The sequence below is a fragment of the Bacteroidota bacterium genome, from assembly GCA_039821555.1.
Classification (GTDB): domain Bacteria; phylum Bacteroidota; class Rhodothermia; order Rhodothermales; family Rubricoccaceae; genus JBCBEX01.
Window position 1 is genome coordinate 62,178 of record JBCBNX010000013.1, and the last position, 18,802, is coordinate 80,979.

At 67.1% G+C, this 18,802-nt stretch carries 17 protein-coding genes; 10 read left to right on the top strand and 7 right to left on the bottom strand.

Going from position 1 to position 18,802, the window contains the following annotated elements:
• Positions 1-2: 2 nt before the first annotated feature.
• The 3 genes from AAFU51_13995 to rnhA all read right to left on the bottom strand — a co-directional run bounded on the left by AAFU51_13995 (position 3) and on the right by rnhA (position 1,593).
• On the bottom strand, positions 3-527 hold the full coding sequence (locus tag AAFU51_13995; protein MEO1572361.1) for a TRAP transporter small permease subunit: 525 nt from the start codon (positions 525-527) through the stop codon (positions 3-5).
• Between the two features lie 82 nt (positions 528-609).
• Entirely contained in the window at positions 610-912 is a 303-nt protein-coding gene (locus tag AAFU51_14000) for a hypothetical protein (GenBank protein MEO1572362.1), read from the bottom strand.
• Between the two features lie 216 nt (positions 913-1,128).
• Entirely contained in the window at positions 1,129-1,593 is a 465-nt protein-coding gene (gene rnhA / locus AAFU51_14005) for a ribonuclease HI (protein ID MEO1572363.1), read from the bottom strand.
• Between the two features lie 115 nt (positions 1,594-1,708).
• Between rnhA and obgE the strand changes: the two genes are divergently transcribed.
• From obgE to purU, 6 genes are all read left to right on the top strand, one after another.
• Positions 1,709-2,737 carry a GTPase ObgE gene (gene obgE / locus AAFU51_14010; protein ID MEO1572364.1) on the top strand — a complete coding sequence of 343 codons (1,029 nt, stop codon included), beginning with the start codon at positions 1,709-1,711 and terminating at the stop codon, positions 2,735-2,737.
• A 237-nt stretch (positions 2,738-2,974) separates the two neighbouring features.
• The gene (locus AAFU51_14015) at positions 2,975-3,967 is read left to right on the top strand and encodes a hypothetical protein (GenBank protein MEO1572365.1); all 993 of its coding nucleotides are present in this window, start codon (positions 2,975-2,977) and stop codon (positions 3,965-3,967) included.
• Positions 3,910-7,302 carry a vWA domain-containing protein gene (locus tag AAFU51_14020; protein MEO1572366.1) on the top strand — a complete coding sequence of 1,131 codons (3,393 nt, stop codon included), beginning with the start codon at positions 3,910-3,912 and terminating at the stop codon, positions 7,300-7,302. The genes AAFU51_14015 and AAFU51_14020 overlap by 58 nt, the downstream gene beginning before the upstream one ends.
• The gene (locus tag AAFU51_14025) at positions 7,284-7,895 is read left to right on the top strand and encodes a T9SS type A sorting domain-containing protein (GenBank protein ID MEO1572367.1); all 612 of its coding nucleotides are present in this window, start codon (positions 7,284-7,286) and stop codon (positions 7,893-7,895) included. Before AAFU51_14020 ends, AAFU51_14025 begins: the two co-directional genes overlap by 19 nt.
• Positions 7,896-8,011: 116 nt before the next feature.
• Positions 8,012-9,196, top strand: coding sequence for a DNA-processing protein DprA (gene dprA, locus AAFU51_14030; GenBank protein ID MEO1572368.1), 1,185 nt, complete (start codon positions 8,012-8,014; stop codon positions 9,194-9,196).
• A 22-nt stretch (positions 9,197-9,218) separates the two neighbouring features.
• Positions 9,219-10,094, top strand: a complete 876-nt coding sequence (gene purU, locus AAFU51_14035; GenBank protein ID MEO1572369.1) for a formyltetrahydrofolate deformylase — start codon at positions 9,219-9,221, stop codon at positions 10,092-10,094.
• Positions 10,095-10,123: 29 nt separating this feature from the next.
• Here the strand turns inward: purU and AAFU51_14040 are convergent, their stop codons facing one another.
• Positions 10,124-10,801, bottom strand: coding sequence for an energy transducer TonB (locus tag AAFU51_14040; GenBank protein MEO1572370.1), 678 nt, complete (start codon positions 10,799-10,801; stop codon positions 10,124-10,126).
• Positions 10,802-10,955: 154 nt separating this feature from the next.
• Between AAFU51_14040 and AAFU51_14045 the strand changes: the two genes are divergently transcribed.
• Both AAFU51_14045 and AAFU51_14050 read left to right on the top strand, forming a co-directional pair.
• Entirely contained in the window at positions 10,956-12,125 is a 1,170-nt protein-coding gene (locus AAFU51_14045; protein MEO1572371.1) for an aminotransferase class V-fold PLP-dependent enzyme, read from the top strand.
• The gene (locus AAFU51_14050; protein ID MEO1572372.1) at positions 12,122-13,228 is read left to right on the top strand and encodes an RluA family pseudouridine synthase; all 1,107 of its coding nucleotides are present in this window, start codon (positions 12,122-12,124) and stop codon (positions 13,226-13,228) included. Before AAFU51_14045 ends, AAFU51_14050 begins: the two co-directional genes overlap by 4 nt.
• Before the next feature lie 201 nt (positions 13,229-13,429).
• On the opposite strand, the gene AAFU51_14055 is transcribed toward AAFU51_14050, so the two are convergent.
• The 3 genes from AAFU51_14055 to AAFU51_14065 all read right to left on the bottom strand — a co-directional run bounded on the left by AAFU51_14055 (position 13,430) and on the right by AAFU51_14065 (position 15,164).
• Complete coding sequence (locus AAFU51_14055; protein MEO1572373.1) at positions 13,430-13,978, bottom strand: hypothetical protein; 549 nt, start codon at positions 13,976-13,978, stop codon at positions 13,430-13,432.
• 135 nt (positions 13,979-14,113) lie between these two features.
• Positions 14,114-14,665 carry a hypothetical protein gene (locus AAFU51_14060; protein MEO1572374.1) on the bottom strand — a complete coding sequence of 184 codons (552 nt, stop codon included), beginning with the start codon at positions 14,663-14,665 and terminating at the stop codon, positions 14,114-14,116.
• 31 nt (positions 14,666-14,696) lie between these two features.
• On the bottom strand, positions 14,697-15,164 hold the full coding sequence (locus AAFU51_14065) for a hypothetical protein (GenBank protein ID MEO1572375.1): 468 nt from the start codon (positions 15,162-15,164) through the stop codon (positions 14,697-14,699).
• Positions 15,165-15,388: 224 nt separating this feature from the next.
• Here AAFU51_14065 and AAFU51_14070 point away from each other — a divergent pair, with 224 nt between their 5' ends.
• Complete coding sequence (locus AAFU51_14070) at positions 15,389-17,296, top strand: 2-oxoacid:acceptor oxidoreductase subunit alpha (GenBank protein MEO1572376.1); 1,908 nt, start codon at positions 15,389-15,391, stop codon at positions 17,294-17,296.
• A gap of 164 nt (positions 17,297-17,460) precedes the next feature.
• The gene (locus AAFU51_14075; protein ID MEO1572377.1) at positions 17,461-18,774 is read left to right on the top strand and encodes a thiamine pyrophosphate-dependent enzyme; all 1,314 of its coding nucleotides are present in this window, start codon (positions 17,461-17,463) and stop codon (positions 18,772-18,774) included.
• The last annotated feature ends 28 nt before the right edge of the window (positions 18,775-18,802 follow it).

The following is an 18,802-nucleotide window of genomic DNA, read 5'->3' on the forward strand; positions in this document are numbered from 1 at the left end:
GCCTAGGCGTCCCGCAGCCGGTGCGCCGCCTTGATCGCCTCGCTGACGCCTTGCAGGGCGAGCAGCACAAAGCCGAGCGGGAGGAGCATCTTGATGGGCCAGCGCGGAAGCCCACCTGGGTCGAGCGCGCCCTCACGGGTGATCCAGGCGTTCTCGACTAGCGGCCAGGTCGCCCACAGCATCAGCCCGCAGAAGGGCAGCAGGAAGAGCAGCGCGCCAAGCAGGTCGATCCACGCACGGGTGCGGGGGCGCAGGCGACTGAACAGCACGTCCACGCGGACGTGGCGGTCTTGCTGGAGCGTCCACGCCGCGCCGAGCAGAAAGACCAGCCCGAAGAGCATCCACTGCGCGTCGAAGAGCGCGTTGGACGACAGGCTGAGGCCGAGCGGCCGGCCGACGTAGCGCAGCCCCGCGTTGAGCGCGCCCACGAGCGTCATCACCGCGAGGAGCACGAACGCGCTGCGGCCCGCCGCCGCCGTGAGGCGGTCGAGCACGTGGGCGAGGCGGAGCAGCGGCGAGGACGGCATGGCAGGGGGAGCACTGCCAAAAGCTACCACGAGCGCTGCGAACGAAGCAGCGCCGCGAGGAACACCGCTGGGGCCGATGGCGCTACCGCACGCGCTGCGGCATCCGGACGCGGGGGCGCTTGCCGCCGCTGGAGGGGCCGCGCTGCGGTGAACGGGGGCGCGCCGGAGGACGCGGGTCCTGACCGCGTCGGCCGCCGGAGGGCGGAGGCTGTGCAGGCGGCTCGGCGAGGAAGATCAGCAGGATGCCGAACGGACCGAGGAAGGCGCCCATGGCGGCCCAGGCGCCGGGTTCGAGGCCGCGCTGGCGAGCCAGATTGTAGCAGAAGCACGCGCTTGTGCCGAGGACGACGGCCATGCGCAGAAAAAAGACCAAGACGGGCAGCATCACAGAACGTCGACGCTGGGCGGAAGGGAAGGGACGTGCCGGGGCACGCGCAGAGAAAGGCAAAGGCCGCGCCGAAGGAGATAGGCGAGAATCAGCGCGGTTTTGTGCGACGCAGGCCGTTCCGAAAGGTTGCGGCCCTGGCTAGAAAAGTGGTTTCCCAATCGACCACAACGTCCGCGAGTAAGCGTTGGTCCTACAGTCGGATACGGGGACCCATCAGGAAGGCGTGATCTCCTCCTTGCGCACCCGCATGGCGGCGACAGCCAGGGCGTCCGCGCGGTTGTTGAGCGCGTCGTCCGCGTGGCCCTTCACCTTGACGAACTCGACCTCGTGGCGCTTCATCTCGGCCAGCAGGTCCCGCCAGAGATCCTGGTTCTTGACCGGCTTCTTGCCCGCCGTCTTCCATCCGCGCCGCTGCCACCCGCCGATCCAGTCCTGCTCGAAGGCGTTCACTGCATAGGCGCTGTCCGTGTGGACGCGGGCGATCACGGGCTCGGTGAGGGCGCGCAGCCCCTCCACGATGGCGCGCAGCTCCATGCGGTTGTTCGTCGTGCGGTCCTCGCCGCCGGAGAGTTCCTTCTCCTGCGCGCCGTAGATCAGGATTGCGGCCCAGCCGCCGGGGCCGGGGTTGCCGCTGCACGAGCCGTCGGTGTAGATCGTGACGGTTTTTTTCTGGGGCACGGGACGGGGGCGCTGCTGAAGAATTCGCGGGGCGTCAAACCTACGCGGTGTCGCCCCCGTTGGGGGGAGACAAATCACGCTCCTCAAAGGACAAAGGACGAAAAAAGCACCGCCCGTGAAGTTTGTCGACTACGTCACCATCTCCGTCCGCAGCGGCAACGGCGGGGCCGGGTCTGCTCACCTCCGCCGCGCGAAGTACGAGCCCCGCGGCGGCCCCGACGGCGGCGACGGCGGCTCTGGCGGCTCCGTCCTCCTCGAAGCCGACGCCAATCTCTACACGCTCCTCGACCTCCGCTACAACCGCCACCACTTCGCGGACCACGGCCAACCGGGGCAAGGCTCCGGCAAGACGGGCAAGAGCGGCCAGGACATCGTGCTGCGCGTGCCGCTCGGCACCATCGCGCGCGACACCGAGACGGGTGAGCTGCTCGGCGAGCTCACCGACGAGGGCCAGCGCCTCACGCTCGCGCCCGGCGGGATGGGCGGCCTCGGTAACACGCACTTCAAGAGCAGCACCAACCAGACGCCGCGCTACGCCCAGCCCGGCACTAAGGGCATCGAGCGCGACGTGACGCTCGAACTCAAGCTCCTCGCCGACGTGGGACTCGTGGGCTTCCCGAACGCGGGCAAGAGTACGCTCGTGAGCGCCCTTTCCGCGGCCAAGCCAAAGGTGGCCGACTACCCGTTCACGACCTTGGAGCCGAGCCTCGGCATGGTCTACCTCGGCGACTACCGCTCGTTCGTCATCGCCGACATTCCAGGCCTGATCGAAGGGGCGAGCGAGGGCAAGGGCCTCGGCATCCGCTTCCTCAAGCACATCGAGCGCAACGCGGTGCTCCTCTTCGTCGTCCCGGTCAACGAGGAGGACCCGGGCGCGACTTACGCGACGCTGCTCGGCGAGCTAGAAGCATTCAACCCGCACCTGCTCGCCAAGCCGCGCCTGATCGGCCTCTCGAAGACCGATCTGCTGCCGCCGGACATGTACGACGCCTTCGTGGCCGACGCCCGCGCGCAGCTTCCCGACGACGTGCCCGTGATCGCGTTCTCGGCTGTCGCGCGCAAGAACCTCGATCCGCTCAAGCAGGTGCTCATGAGCGCCGTGGAGCAGAGTCGAGTAGCGGAGGGAATAGGAAATAGGGAATAGGGCGTGCGCTTGGCAAAGGTCTGAGGGCGTACGAGGAGCAAACGTGCTACCCGGTGCAGGTAACGCGCCAGTGCCAGCCCAGGCACGCGGCTTGGCCAGCCCACCCAGCATGGACGGTATAGGCCACCACATGGTGTAGGCCGCCATATGAGATGTCAGGACTAGGTCCGTGGACCTTGCATCGGAAGCCATGTCAGAGGACCGAAAGCCGTGTCAGACGGCTGGGGTCGGTAGCCCATGGGCGACGATGCAGTCCATCGCAAGGGAGCCGCGCACAGTCAATCGGTGGTCTTTCGTCCCAATGGCTGCGCGTTTGCGGAACTCAAGGCGCGCGGTTGGCACAACCCATTGAGAATTATGTACGGGAAGGCACTGTTTTTGTCCTGGCCGGATCCGTTCTGCCTCCCTCCTCGAAGCGACACGCTTTCACCTCTAGCAGTTACTATGGTACACACGTCGGTGAAGACGGCAACGACGATCATTGGCATGGCTATGCTGTGCCTCGTAGCACTGGGTGGAAGTGCGTGTGTGCACCAGCCGTCTGAGTACCCGGGTGTTGCTGAGCCCTTCGACGCGGCGAACCCCGTCGACGCCTCGCATGTGACCAAGCCCGGTGTGCCGCTCGACGTGATGTGGACGGTCGACGCAGGCCAGCGCCTTGGGCCAGGCGCCGCGACAGCGGTCCTGACCGTCTCGGCGCGGGGCAACTTGGAGGAGGCCGTGCTGACGCTCGAACCCAGCTCAGGTCTGCGTTTGGTGGGCCCTGCGCAGATTCGGCTCGGCGCTTTGGCGGCAGGCGACACGCGCCGCATCGAGGTGCCGCTAGAACTTGGTGACCGGGGACGGGCAGAACTACGCGCCGTCGTCGCGGCAGAAGGAGGAGCCGGAGACGTCGCCGTCTCGGTAAGCCGCGCCGATGTCCTCTACGTCCTCCTTGGCCCTGCGAGGAGCTTTGCCGCGCGGGGCAGTTTCATCGTGGCGCAGCAAGACAGCCTCCGGCACGCCTTGACCGCGGGGCGGATGACGCCGGAAGACTTCGAGGCGGCGATGCAGCAACTCGGCCGAGGCACAGGCGAGGTGACCACGACACGGTCAGAAAAAAAACGAGTAGCGCCGTCTTCACCCTCTCCGGTACGATCAAGTACCAAGACCGCAATGGCACCCTTCGCCCCGTGCGCTTTGCCCCCATCGAGGTTTGGGACGACGACTTCGGCTTTGATGACCTCCTAGCGACGACCACCACCGACGCCAATGGAGCGTACTCCGTCCCCGTCCCTGAGGACGCATCCGATGCGCCCGACCTCTACATCAACGTGCTGGCGAGGTCGGACGAGTTCTACGTGGTCACGCCGGGCGATCAGGGGGACCCATCGAGCACCTATTCCTTCTCGACGATAGACTTGCAAGTACCAAACGTCTCTACAGACATCGTCATTAATGTCTCCATCTCGAACACCACCGCGGCAGGAAATGCGTTCTCGGTACAGGACGCGCTGATCGAGAGCGCTCGCTACACGAAGGCCATCTCCGGCACAACTCTCCCGACGCTCTCCGTCGAGTTTGCAGGGGCCTATCCTACCTCCTACTACTCCGTGTCCGGTGGGGGCCTGTTCATCCTCCTCGAAGACCGATACGATTGGGATGTCCTGCATCATGAGCACGGGCACTACGTCGCCGAGTCGTTCAGTCTGGACAGAAACCCTGGCGGTACGCACAGACCGTACGAGCACCTGGCCGAGCGCGTCGGCAAGCAGGATGGGATTCGCTTGGCCTGGGGCGAAGCCTGGCCGACCTACTTTGGCATCACGCTCCAGCGCGAGCGAGGCAGCGGCGCGCTCGGCATCCCGAATGTGGGGGACCTCTTCTACCAGGACACCGAGGATGCCACCTTCTCGTACAGCATCGAGGCGACGGGCAGCCGCGGCCGGGGCGAGGACAACGAGGTGGCCGTCCAGCGCGCACTCTGGGACCTCTACGATAGCGCCAACGACGACCGCGACAAGGTGAGTCTCGGTGACCAGGCCATCTGGAACGCGCTCGTGACCGCTCGTCCTGCTTCGATGTCCGACGTGTGGAATGCGCTGATTGCCAACGTGAGCGAGGAGGATAAGACGAAGTATGGCGCCATCTTCGCGGATCAGGGCATCGCGCCCGACCCCACGGCGCCGGCAGACGGGACGGTGATCCCGCTGAATGGATCCGCGACACCGACCTTCACCTGGAGCGCCAACGGGGCTGGGCCTTCCTTCCGGCTCAATCGATTCACGGTCGCGTTCTATTCGGAAGACTTCTCGACGCTGCTCTACGAGACGCCCGAGCTGACCACGCCGACGTACACCCCGACGGCAACGGAGCTCACCGACAACATCTTTCGCACGGAGAAGCGTGTGAAATGGGTCGTCAAAGGCCGGAACGTGAGTGCACCCGCCACCGGCACATACATCAGCCTGCCTCGGCTGATCGAGTCAAGCGGCGTGGATGTGGCGTTTGTCATCGACGACACCGGGAGCATGGACGAGGAAATTGCAGGCGTCCGTCAAGGGCTCTTGAACCACCTCGCCACCTATCCCAACGACGGGGCGACCACGTTTCAACTGGTGACGTTCAAAGACGGCGTCACCTCCTTCGCGCCCACCAACGACCTGGCTACCATTCAGTCCCAGGTCTCGGGCCTCTTTGCCGATGGAGGCGCTGACTGTCCCGAGGCCTCGGCCCAGGCTGTCATGGCAGCTGAGCAGCGGCTCCGGGCCAACGGGCGCGTCTTTCTCGCCACGGATGCAGACCCGCACCCGGGCCAAGACATCGCGGGAACGATCCGCACCTTGCGCGCGCGCGGCGTCCGTGTGGACGTGGTCCTCTCCGGGTCATGCTCGGGATTAGCCGCCAGAGAGGGCGCAGGCGCGAACGAGCCGAACACAGCCGCAGCCCCTGAGCGGTCGACCGACACGGTCAAGCCCGCCAGTGCCCGCCTGGCGCTGCGCAACGAACTGGTCCAGGTCCGCGCGGCAGCCGACACCCTTTGGCTTGGGGACGACGATTTCGCGCAGATCCTGCTGCCCTTCTCGTTCCCGTTTGGCGAAGCCACCTACAGCACCGCCTACGTGAACTCCAACGGCTCCGTCACCTTCAACTCGGGCGACGTCTCGCGCGGCGGGTCGGTGGGGAATTTGCTCTTTGGGCCGCCGCGCATCGCGCCGCTCTGGGACGACCTCGATCCCTCGCTGCGTGGTCGCGTCTTCGTGGAAGAGCGCGATGGGGCGGCTGTCATTACGTTCCAGGAGGTGCCTGAGTACAACGCGCCAAGCCCCTCGTCAAGCCCCAACACGTTTGCGTTGACCCTTCGGCCGGACGGCACCTTCTCCATCGACTACGGCACGATCAGCGCCGCCGGCGTCTTTGCGGCGGTGCACACGGGGTTCTCTGAGGACCCAGGACCCACGGACCTGTCGGCGGCGCCGCAGCCGATTGACGCCGACCCCGAAGGGACGCTCTATGAGCCATTTACAGGTACAAACGACCTGAGCGGCTTGCTGTTGAACTTCGACGCCGTCAGTAGCGGTCCGCCGCCGCCGCCGCCTGTCTTCAACGCGATCGAGGCCTTCTCGCAGATGGCCCTCCAGACGGGCGGCATCTTCGCGCTGATGCCTGAGGTGAACTCCTTCGACGCGCAGGAGGTGCAGCGCTTCGAAAACACGGTATTCAATCTCGTCCAGGGCGGCATCAACCAGTCGCTCGCGCTGGTGCAGCCGGGCCGCGGTCCACGCGGCAGTCGCTTCAGCGTGGATATCGCAGGCTCCGGCACCACGTTCCGGCCTGGAGCCACCCGGCTCGAGGTCGAAGGCGCTGGCGTGTCGGTCGAGGAGGTGACCGTGCTCTCGCCCGTCCGGATGCTAGCTACCCTCGCCGTCGATGAAGGGGCCGCGGAAGGGTTCTACAACCTCTTGGCGGTCACGCAGCAGGGGGCGGTAGCAGACAGTGCCCAGGGGCTTGGCTCCTTCATCGTGACGCCTCCAGAGACGGGCCCTAAGGTGTTGAGCGTAGCGCCGACGGTCGGGGATGCCGGGAGCAACCTGACCGTATCGGTCTTTGGGACGAATACCAACTTCGACGAGACCTCCCAACTCCAGATGGGGTTGGGTATTACGGTGCTCTCCTCGACGGCTATCTCGGCAACCGAACTCCAAGCGTCCATCGAGATCGCAGAGAATGCGCCCATGGGGCTCCGTGATGTCCAGGTCGTGACGGGCGATGAGGTGGCGGCGGAAAACCAAACCGGGCCGTTCTTCGTCACGTCTGAGGGGCAAGACCGAGCGCTGCTCGTCTCGGCCCTGCCAAACGTAGGGGCGCCGGGCACCGAGACAACACTCTCGGTTACAGGGTCCAACACGAGCTTTGTGGAAGGCATCTCGGCGTTGAGCGTGAGTGGCACGGGCATCACGACGCTCAGTACCACCGTGGTGAGCCCCACGCAACTCAGTGCGGTCATTCAGATCGAAGAGGACGCCTCGCTCGGTGCGCGTGACATTCGAGTGACGACGTCGTCGCCTTGCTCGATGGTTTCGTAGTCACCGACTTTGTGTTGGCAGCACCCACGCTCACGATGCCTGACGACGGGGCCGCCGATCTGACGGTCGCCCCAGTGCTGGTCTGGAATTCGATTCCCGGGGCGGTAGCGTACGACGTGCGGTTGAGCACGGACGAGGACTTCACCGACGTGGCCATTCAGGGCACTACCGCTGAAAACGCGTTCCTCCCCTTGGGACTGGAAGGCAGGACGACCTACTACTGGCAGGCCCGCGCGCTGGGCGACGGCCAGGCCCGCAGTGAGTGGTCTGCACGTCGGAGCTTTTCGACAGCGACCACTGTCGCCAATGAGGACGGCGAGGCGTTGCCCACAGCCTATGCGCTGAGTCCTAGCTACCCCAACCCGTTCGCCGACGAGACGCAGCTCCGCTTCGAACTCCCCGAACAAGGTCGTGTCATGCTGGCCGTCTACGATGTGCGCGGCGCGCGCGTGGCGGTCTTGTCGGATCAGGAGTGGCCCGCTGGGTACCATGCCGTGGCGTGGAGGGCAGACGGGGTGCCGAGCGGCCTCTACCTCGTCCAACTCCGAGTCGGGTCCTTCGTGCGGACGCAAAAGATTTTGCTCGTGCGGTGACCCCTACGCTAGAGCCACGACGGCTGAATTGGTTTCTCTCCGCCGGAGGCTGACCTCCGGGGTTACATCGTGCGCGGTGACGTGTCTGTGAGGGTCGAACCTCACCACGCTGCTCCATGCCCCACGCCACGGCTCGACTCGATACCCCGTCCGATGCAACGGGCGCGCGGTTCGATGCGCGGATGCTACTCGCGCTCGCCGCCGTGCCGGGCGTAGGGCCCGCGCGGGTGCGGGCGCTGCTCGACCGCTTCGGCGACGCCACCTCAGTGATGCGAGCGGACGTGCGGGCACTCGCGGAGGTCGAGGGCATTGGGCTCAAGACGGCGCGGGCCATCGCAGCCTTCGACGGCCACGCCGCCATCGACAGCCAACTCCAGCAGGGTGCGCGGCTCGGAGCCGATCTCGTCACGTGCGCCGACGACGCCTACCCGGCGCGGCTGCGCGAGCTCTACGATCCGCCGCCGTTCCTCTGGCTGCGCGGCACACTCACCGAGGCCGACACGCGCGCGGTTGCCATCGTGGGGACGCGCAAGGCGAGCGCCTATGGCCTCCGCGTGGCCGAGCACTTCGCGGCGGGCCTCGCGGAGCGCGGCTACACCATCGTGAGCGGCCTCGCCTACGGCATCGACATCGCGGCGCACCGGGCGGCCCTGGACGCGGGCGGGCGGACGCTGGCCATCCTCGGCTCGGGGGTGGACCGCATTTACCCGCAGCGTCACACGGCCACGGTCCGTCGCATCATCGAAAGCGGGCAGGGGGCGGTCGTCTCCGAGTTCCCGCTGGGCACCAAGCCCGACGCGCCCAACTTTCCGCGCCGCAACCGCATCATTGCCGGACTGTCGCTGGGGGTGCTCGTCGCCGAGGCGCGGGCGAAGGGCGGAGCGCTGCTGACGGCCTACGCCGCGCTGGAGCAGAACCGCGAGGTCTTTGCCGCCCCCGCGCCACTGTTCTCGGGCAACGGCGACGGCGGCAACTCGCTTATCCAACTCGGCCACGCGAAGCTCGTCACCAGCGTCGGCGACCTCCTCGCCGAGATCGAAGGCCAGCAAGACCTCTTCGGCGCGCGGTCGAGAGGAAGCGGCCAGGCACTAGCCAGCGAAGCGAAGCCTGCACCGCCGCCGGAGAGCCTCAACCGGGTCGAGCAGCAACTCTACGACGCGTTGACGCCGGAGCCGATGCACCTCGACACGCTCTGCGAACGCGCTGGGGTGGACGTGTCGAACGCCCTGGTCTACCTTCTGAGCCTCGAACTGAACGGTCACATCGGGCAACTCGCTGGCCGGCAGTTCTACCGCCGCTAAGCCTTGATCGTACCCTGTCGTCATGCCCAACCCCGCGCACGCCGACTTCGCCCGGCTCCGCGTCACGTGCCCGGACCGCCCCGGCATCGTCGCCGCCGTGAGCACGTTCCTCCGCGCGCACGGCGCCAACATCACCGCGCTCGATCAGCACTCGACCGACCCCGAGGCGGGCGTGTTTTTCATGCGCGCCGAGTTCACGACGCCGCACCTCGACCTCTCGCGGCCCGCGCTCGAAGCGGCGTTCGCGCGCGTCGTGGCCGAGCCGTTCGGCATGACCTGGAGCCTCGACTATGCCGCGCAGCCCGCGCCCGTAGCGGTGATGGTGTCGCGCTACGACCACGCGCTCCTCGAACTGCTCTGGCGCTGGAGCCGGGGCGAGTTTCCCGGCCGCATCGCCTGCGTGGTGAGCAACCACGATGCCCTGCGCGGCGAGGTCGAGCGCTTCGGCGTGCCGTTCCACCACATCCCGGTCACCCGCGAGACGAAGGCGGAGGCCGAAGCCGAGACGCTGGCGCTCTTTGAACGGGAAGGCGTCGAGGTGGTCGTGCTCGCGCGCTACATGCAGATCCTCTCCGGCGACTTTGTGGCGCGCTTCCCAAACCGCATCATCAACATTCACCACTCGTTCCTGCCCGCGTTCATCGGGGCCGATCCTTATCGACAGGCGTTCGAGCGGGGCGTCAAGGTGATCGGCGCGACGGCGCACTACGTCACCGAGGAGCTCGACGCCGGGCCGATCATCGACCAGGGCGTCGCGCGGGTGTCGCACCGCCACACCGTCCGCGACCTCAAGGACCTCGGCCGCACGCTCGAACGCGAGGTCCTCGCGCGGGCCGTCCGGTGGCACCTCGAAAGCCGCGTACTCGTCTACGAGAACAAGACCATCGTCTTTGCCTGAGTGACGACGTCTGATTTTCGATTTACGGTTCAGCGGAGACGGAACGTGACTGGCAGCGTGAACTGCACCTTGACGGGGCGGCCGCGCTGCATGCCGGGGCGGAACTGAAGCTCGCGCACGCAGCGCACGGCCTCCTCGTCGGCCCCGCCACCGATGCCACGTGCAGCGTATGGGTCGATCACGTTGCCACGTTCGTCTACGACAAATTGCACGTAGACGCGTCCCTCTACCGTGCCGCGTCGGGCCATCTCGGGGTAGCGGATGCAGCGCTGCAAAGCCGCCATCGCCTCGGCCTCGCTTGGCAGGAGCTGAGGTTGGTCCTCTACAGGGAGAAAGGGCAAGACCTCATCGGGGGCAGGCTCCGGGTCAGTAGCGGGCGCAGGCGGTAGGCCGGGGAGCGCTGGCATCTCGAAGGGGTCCATGGTCATGTCGATGTCGATGACCGGGTCCTCGATATCGGTGTCCACTACCTCAATGGGGGCGGGCGGCTTCGGCGGTGGAGGCGGCGGCAACTCGTGCCGGGTGATTTCGATGTCAGGCACCGTGATGACCTCGGTATCAGGCACGTCGATCTCGAAGCTGTTCGCAGCGCGATACGGCGTGGTGAAGGCGGCGAGCACGACGCCGAGCGCGAGCAACGCGCCGACTTGCAAGACAACGGGATATTGCCGCTTCAGGTCGGCGCGCGAGGTCTTCTGGACAGACATGACAGCCTGGGGTTCGTGGATGAACGACGACGGCGATGAAAGGCGGTAGCGGAAACGCCGAGGGCGAAACACATCGGGCACCGCGTACTATCCTTGCCCCACAGACACGAGACAACGCCGATCGTTGCTCGACACGACCCACGACCTTCGACCCGTGACCGACCACCTCCGCGCTCTCTTTCCACACACGGAGCGGATGGCCTACCTCGACCACGCCTCGACCGGGCCGCTCAGCCAGCCTGTCATAGACGCGGTGGCGGCCTACCTCCAGCAGCGCCACGCGACGCAGCCGAACAACTACTTCGACATCGCGCCGACGCTTGACCGGGGCCGCGCGCGCATCGCGCAGGTGCTCGGCACGCAGGTCGAGCGCGTCGAGTATGCACCCAACACGTCGTATGCGCTCAACGTGCTCGCCCACGGCCTCGACTGGCAGCCGGGCGACCGCATTGCCGTGCCGGGGTGCGAGTTTCCGGCCAACGTCTTCCCGTGGCGCTCCCTCGAAGCGCGCGGCGTGGCGATCGACTTCATCCCGACGGAGCGCGGCACGTTCACGCTCGACGCCGTCGCCGCAACGCTGCGCGCCGAGACGCGCCTCGTGGCCGTGAGCTGGGTGCAGTTCCTCTCCGGCTTCCGCGCCGACCTCGCCGCGCTCGCCGACCTCGTGCACGACCACGGCGCGCTCCTCTCCGTCGATGCGATCCAGGGCGTGGGCGCGGTGCCCATCGGCGCTGACGGTGGGGTGGAGGCGCTCGGCCTCGACTTCCTCGCATGCGGGTGTCACAAGTGGCTCATGGGCATGCAGGGCGTCGGCTTCTTCTACGTCACGGAGGCGCTCCAGGCCCGCCTCCGGCCGCAGCTCGGCTGGCTCAACGGCCCCATCGATTGGGACGACCTCACCGCCTACGACACCACGCTCCACGACGACGCGACGCGCTTCCGCCTCGGGACGCTCAACACCGCCGGGATCGTCGCCCTCGACGCGGCGCTAGGTGTCTACCACGACGTGGGGCCGGACGCAGCCTGGCAGCACACTCAGGCGCTCACCGCCCGCCTCGCCGACGGCCTCGACGCGCTCGGCCTGCCGCGCTACGGCTCGCGCGACCCCGACGAACGTGCGGGCATCGTCACCGTCGCGCCCGACGAGGTGGGACAGGACGCCGACACCCTCTACGAAGCGCTCGCCGCCGAGGGCATCATGACCGCTGTGCGCGACCGCAAGCTGCGCTTCGCCCCGTCGTACACGAACACGCTGGACGAGATCGAACGCGCGCTGGACGTGCTTGGTGTGGCACTCGGTGCGTCAACCATGGTGGCCCAATGAGCGCAAGCCAACAGCCTGCGGAGGAGCAACCCGCCGAAGAGCGAATCGAGCAAGAGGTCGTCCTCGACGTGCCCGCCGGGCAGGTTGCGGACACCCGGCTCGATGTCTACATCACGCGGTTCCTCCCGAACGTCACGCGCTCGAAGGTGCAGCGCGGCATCAAGGACGGACGGGTGTCGGTCAACGGGGCCGTCGTGACGAAGCCGTCGACCGTCGTGCAGGCGGGCGACCGGCTCGTAGCGAAGGTGCTGCGCCCGCCGCCCATCGAACTGACACCGGAGGCGATCCCGCTCGACATCGTCTACGAGGACGACGTGCTGCTCGTGGTCAACAAGCCTGCAGGGATGGTGGTGCACCCGGCGTACGGGCATCGCTCGGGCACGCTCGTCAATGCGCTGCTGTACCATGTCGGGGCTGGCCCGCTCGCCTACGACGACATCGAAGAGGAAGACGACGAGGACGTGGGGCTGGCCACGCAGGACGCCGGGCCACGCTTCGAGGGTGACCCCGTCGTGCGGCCGGGCCTCGTGCACCGCCTCGACAAAGACACGACGGGCCTGATGGTAGTCGCCAAGACCGACGCGGCGCTGAGCCACCTCGCCAAGCAGTTCGCGGCGCGCACGACGCGGCGGCTGTACCTCGCGCTCGTCTGGGGTGTCCCCGACCCGCCTGTGCAGCACATCGAGACAGAGCTGGGCCGCAGCCCGCGCGACCGCAAGCGGATGGCGGTCGTTAAGCCGGGGCGCGGCAAGCACGCGATCACGCACCTGGAGACGCTGGAGGCCCACGCGCACACCGCGCTCTGTCGCTTTCGGCTGGAGACAGGCCGCACACACCAGATCCGTGTCCACGCGCGCCACCTCGGCCACCCCCTCTTCGGCGACCGCACCTACGACGGCAATCGCATCGTCTACGGTTCCGCCGTGGGCAGCCGGGCGAAGTTCATGGCCAACCTCTTTGCCGCGCTGCCGCGCCAGGCACTCCACGCGCACACGCTGGGCTTCGCGCACCCCGTCACCGAGGAGCCGATGGACTTCGAGGCACCGCTCCCGGACGACATGGCGCACGTGCTGGAGCGCCTACGCACGGTTGAGCCTGCGTGAGTGCGGCGCTAGCGCTCCCGTTTGTTGAAGTCCCACGGGTGCGACATCAGAGAGCCCCAGGCGCCGCCAGTGCTCCGGGCCGAGTGGTCATACCGGACCGAGCCGTCGCGCTGGACTTCAAACCGGAGGAAGCTGACGATCTCCGCGCTGGCTCGGGTTTCTTTTGGCTTCTCGTTGGACGGAGGCGTCTCAGCGGGTGGCTCAGCCCTCGCCTGAGCCGACGCGGCGCGCATCGAACCAGGCGGGCAGCATCCGGAGGCCCCAGGCGCCAGCGGTCCGTCGGCCCGAGGGGTCGTAGCGGACGGATCCGTTGGACATGACCTCGAACTGGGCGAAGTAGACGACCTCGGTCCCTGCTTCGTCGTGTTTCGGAGGTACGTTGGAAGGCACGGCGTCCGGTGGAGGAAGCGCCTCAACGAGGGCATCCGTCGGGGCTGGGTCGTTCATCGCCGAGAGGAGCAGGCCGCGGCAGATGTTGGTGTCCTCGTCGCAATCGACGATCCGGTCACCGCTGAGTACGTAGTGGCCGTTGCCGAATTTGACCTCGTCGTCGCGCCTGAGTAGGCCGTCTTCGGCATGGCCCAATACCGTAAGGTAGACCGTGCCGTTGCCCACGGCGATGTAGGCAGATTGCTCAGACTGAGCGGCGCTGTCTTGGAAGGCCTCGTAGAGCAAGGTCTGGGTGCGCACCGTAACGAAGACTACGAGCACCGTGGCCGCGAGCAACAGCAGGGCGATGGTGATCCGCATGGTGGAGAGACAGGAGGGGCGAGCCCACACGGGAAGGGCTGCTGGGAATACCGGGGCCGACGGAGCATTGCGAGCATGAGGCGCTCGACCATCGACGTAGTCGGGCGCGTCTAGGCGAAGAGGAGCAACGGGCACCTACCGACACAGGCGCGGCTCGAAGCGATAGCCCCACAGGCCCCGCAGGCGGCGCTCTGCGGAGTAGACCAGGGAGCCGTCACGGGCGCGCTCAAACTCGTAGTGGTACGCCGGTGCGCCACCGGGCAGGCTCTGCGGGGCTGACCCGCTATTCGCAGGCGGGTCGGCAGGCGGGGTCTGCTCACCGCCACCGCCACCAAAGGCCTCTTCGAGCAGTTCGCGGCACTCGTCCGGCTGAGCATCGCAGTTGGTGATCTCGCCAGTCGGAGACCAGAACTGGGCGGAGGGCATATTGCGCGTGTTGTTGTAGGCGACGTAGTACCCCGTGATTTTACCCTGGTCTCTGATCTCGATGACCGTCTCGCCATCGGGAATCGTACCGGGGCCGTCCTGGGTCTCGTAGGCCTGCTCAACGGAGGCACGGAGTCTCTCGAAGCAGTCCATCTGGGCCGAGGCGGGTACGGCGAGCATGAGCACGAGCGCGCCCCTGGAGAGGACGCGGATGACCGTAAGCATGGGCAGGAACGTGTAGGTGGAAGAAAGAGGGGGCATCTGCGTACGCGCAGCGCAGTCGGGGTGGGGCTCAGTCACACAAGCGCGGCTCGGAGCAGTAGCCCCACAGGCCGCGCACACGGCGGTCAAGGGAGAACAGCAGCGTGCCGTCGCGTTGTCGCTGGAATTCGTAGTGGTAGTCCGGCGCGCCGCCAGGTAAGCTCTCCGGAGCGGGCCTACTGCCAGGGGGTGGATCGGCGGAGGTTGTCGTCTCTCCTCCACCGTCTACCGCATTGCTGATCAGTTCGCTGCAGCCCTCGGGCTCGGCGTTGCAGTCCGTTGCTTCTCCCTCGTTGGAAATGAAGTAGACGCCGTCAACTAGACCTCCATTGGGCTGCATTCCCTTTTTGTCGGTGCCACGAACCTCGATATAGAAGTTGTCGCCGGGTAGTTCGATGACGTTGAAATCAAAGTCCTCGCCTTGCGTCTGGTACTCTTGGGCCGACGCGGGGGCAGCGAAGACAAGCACAAGCACGCTGCAAAAAAGGAGGCGGAGCACGTAGACGGGAGGGCTGGTGTGAACGCATGGGAGCTAGCTGCGAACGCGTGTTGACAGCAGCACCGGGGTCATGCTTGGCTCAATTACCATCGCTTCCGTGAAGTCGTCGTGTAGGGCGTCGCCACGTACCCGACACGGGGGGTTCGGTGGAATCATGCGGCTTGGGGCGGCGTACCGTGCGCCCTACCTTGATCTACGCTCCCCTGCCGCTCTCCCACGGTCCGATGTCTGACGTCCCTGCGGCTGCCGCTGGTGCTGCCGCTTCCAGTTCCAAGCCGGTCCGACCGCTCTCCGAAGTCACGATCCTGTTCGCGGGCGACTCCGGCGACGGGATGCAGCTCACGGGCAGCCAGTTCACGCTGGCGACGGCGCTCGCGCGCAACGACCTCGCGACGCTGCCCGACTTCCCTGCCGAGATCCGCGCCCCCGCGGGCACGACCTACGGCGTCTCGGGCTTCCAACTCCACTTCGGCTCCGGCGAGATTCACACGCCCGGCGACGAGGTCGACCTCCTCGTGGCGATGAACCCGGCGGCGCTGGCCGTCAACCTCCACCGTGTTCGCAAGGCGGCACCGGGGCGGTCTGCCGGGGCCGTGCTCGTCAACACCGATGCCTTCGAGAAGCGCAACTTCGAACTGGCGCACATCGACTCGAATCCGCTCGAAGACGGCACGCTCGACGGCTACGAGGTCTTCAAGATCGAACTCAACCGGCTCACCCGCGAGACGCTCGCCGAGCATGCGGAGGAGCACGGACTGGGTACGCAGGACGTCGACCGCTGCAAGAACATGTTCGCCCTCGGGCTGGCGCTGTGGCTCTACACGCGACCCCTTGAGCCGGCGCAGGACTGGCTGACCGAGAAGTTCGCCCGCAAGCCCGCGATCCGCGACGCGAACCTGAAGGCGCTCAAGGCGGGCTACTTCTTCGGCGAGACGACCGAGGTGTTCGCGGCGCGCTACGAGGTGGCGCCCGCCACGCTCGCGCCGGGCACCTACCGCGCCATCAAGGGCAACGATGCCCTCGCGCTCGGCCTCGTCGCGGCGAAGGTCAAAAGCGGCCTCGACCTCGTCTATGGCACCTACCCGATCACGCCCGCCTCGGACCTGCTCCACGCGCTGAGCAAGTACAAGGACTTCGGCATCCGAACGGTCCAGGCCGAGGACGAGATCGCCGCCATTGGCGTAGCGCTCGGGACTGCGTTTGGCGGGCACCTCGGCGTGACGGGTACCTCCGGGCCGGGCCTCGCACTCAAGACGGAGTTCCTCGGCCTCGCGCTCATGACCGAACTGCCGCTCGTCTTGATCGACGTGCAGCGCGCCGGGCCGTCCACGGGCATGCCGACGAAGACGGAGCAGTCCGACCTCCTGATGGCCGTCTACGGCCGCAACGGCGACGGCCCGCTCCCGGTCATCGCCGCGAGTTCGCCGGGCGACTGCTACGAGGTCGCCTATGAGGCGTGCCGCATCGCGGTGAAGTACATGACGCCGGTGATCGTCCTCTCCGACGGCTACCTCGGCAACGGCTCCGAGCCCTGGCGCATCCCCGACCCGGATGGCCTGACGCCGTTCGAGGTCGCCTTCACGACGGAGACCAATAACCCCAAGGGGGACTTCCTGCCCTACGTTCGCGACGCAGCGACGCTCGCCCGTCCGTGGGTGCGCCCCGGCACGCCCGGCCTGGAGCACCGCCTCGGCGGGCTCGAAAAGGACAGCCGCACGGGCGGCGTATCGTACGACCCCGCCAACCACCAGCACATGACCAAGACGCGCGCTGAGAAGGTGCAGCGCGTCCGCGCCGAGATCCCGCCGTGTGTCGTCGACGGCGATGAGGACGGGACGCTCGTCATCGGCTGGGGCTCCACGCGTGGGGCCATCGAGGTGGGCGTCGAGCGCGCCCGCGCCGCTGGGCATCGCGCCGGGCACCTCCACCTGCGCTGGGTCTGGCCGCTTCCTGACGACCTCGGCGATGTGCTGGCCCGCTACGACCGCGTCCTCGTCCCCGAACTCAACAACGGCCAACTGGTCCGCCTCCTCCGCGAGCAATACCTCGTCGACGCGCAGCCTGTCACGAAGGTGCAAGGCTTGCCCTTCAAGGCCGCCGAGATCGAAGACGCGATTGTTGACCGTCCCTAGTCATATCGCGTGTCATCCTTTCATCAAGCCCTGTCGACTCCCCCGCTTGACGCACCTGGACGGTGGTCAAGCTGTCCCCCTCACCCGTGAGGGGACAGTTCGAGCGAAGCGAGAACGGGGGGAGCCGAGCAACGCACAGCCGTTGTACAGCAAAGACCCCTGCCATGAGCGAAGAGAACACGCCGCAGAACGAAGGCAAGCGCCCGCCGGTGCCTGGGGGTGCGAAGCCCGCGCGGCCGACCCAACCCGTTGGCAAGCGCCCGCCGACCACGAAGCCCGCGCTCCCGCCGTCGATTGCGGGGAAGAAGCCTACTGGGCCGCCCAAGGCTGGCGGCAAGAAGCCGACGCGGCCGCCTGGCGCGAAGCCGGCGCGTCCGGGCGTGAAGCCGCCCGGCAAGCCGCCTGGGGCGCGTCCCACGAAGCCGCCCGCGCTGCGTACGGTCACGCCGCCGGGGGGCGATGGGGACGTGGCGTCGCTGCCGGTCCTCACGCGCAAGGACTTCGCCTCCGACGCCGACGTGCGCTGGTGCCCCGGCTGCGGCGACTACGCCGTGCTCGCTGCCGTTCAACGCGTCCTGCCTGAACTGACAGAGCGCAAGGAGGACGTCGTCTTTATCTCGGGCATCGGCTGCTCGTCGCGCTTCCCGTACTACATGGATACCTACGGGATGCACTCGATCCACGGGCGCGCGCCCACGGTGGCGACAGGGCTCAAGGCGGCCCGGCCCGACCTCGACGTGTGGCTCATCACCGGCGACGGCGACGCGCTCTCGATCGGCGGCAACCACTTCGCGCACCTCATGCGGCGCAACCTAGAATGCCAGATCATCCTCTTCAACAACCAGATCTACGGGCTTACGAAAGGCCAGTACAGTCCTACGAGTGAAGTCGGCAAGGTCACCAAGTCGACGCCGTACGGCTCGCTCGACCACCCGTTCAACCCTGCGGCGTTTGCACTCGGGGCCGACGCCACCTTCGTCGCGCGCACGCTTGACCGCGACGCGAAGCACATGACCGAGATGCTCCGCCGCGCGCACCGCCACACCGGGACGGGCTTCGTGGAGGTCTACCAGAACTGCAACATCTTCAACGATGGGGCCTTCTTCGACTTCACCGAGCGCCAGTCGAAGCCGCGTCGGACCGTTTTCGTGCAGCACGGCCAGCCCCTCACCTTCGATAAGGGCCAGCATGGGCTGCGCCTCGACGGGCTGAAGCTCGAAGCTGTTGACCTCACGGGCGATCGGAGTGCCGACGACTGCCTCGTGTACGACGAGACGGACCGGACGATGGCGCACGCCGTCATCACGCAGCTCTTCTGGGATGCCGAGATGCCGCGGCCGTTCGGCGTGTTCTACGTCGAGGGCCGCCCGACGTACGACACCGAGTTGCAACGGCAGGTCGAGGCCGTCACGAAGAAAAAGGGCGCGGGCGACCTGCGCACGCTCCTCCACGACGCCGAGACCTGGACGATTTCGTGACGATCTCGTGACGCTGCGGCGGATGCTG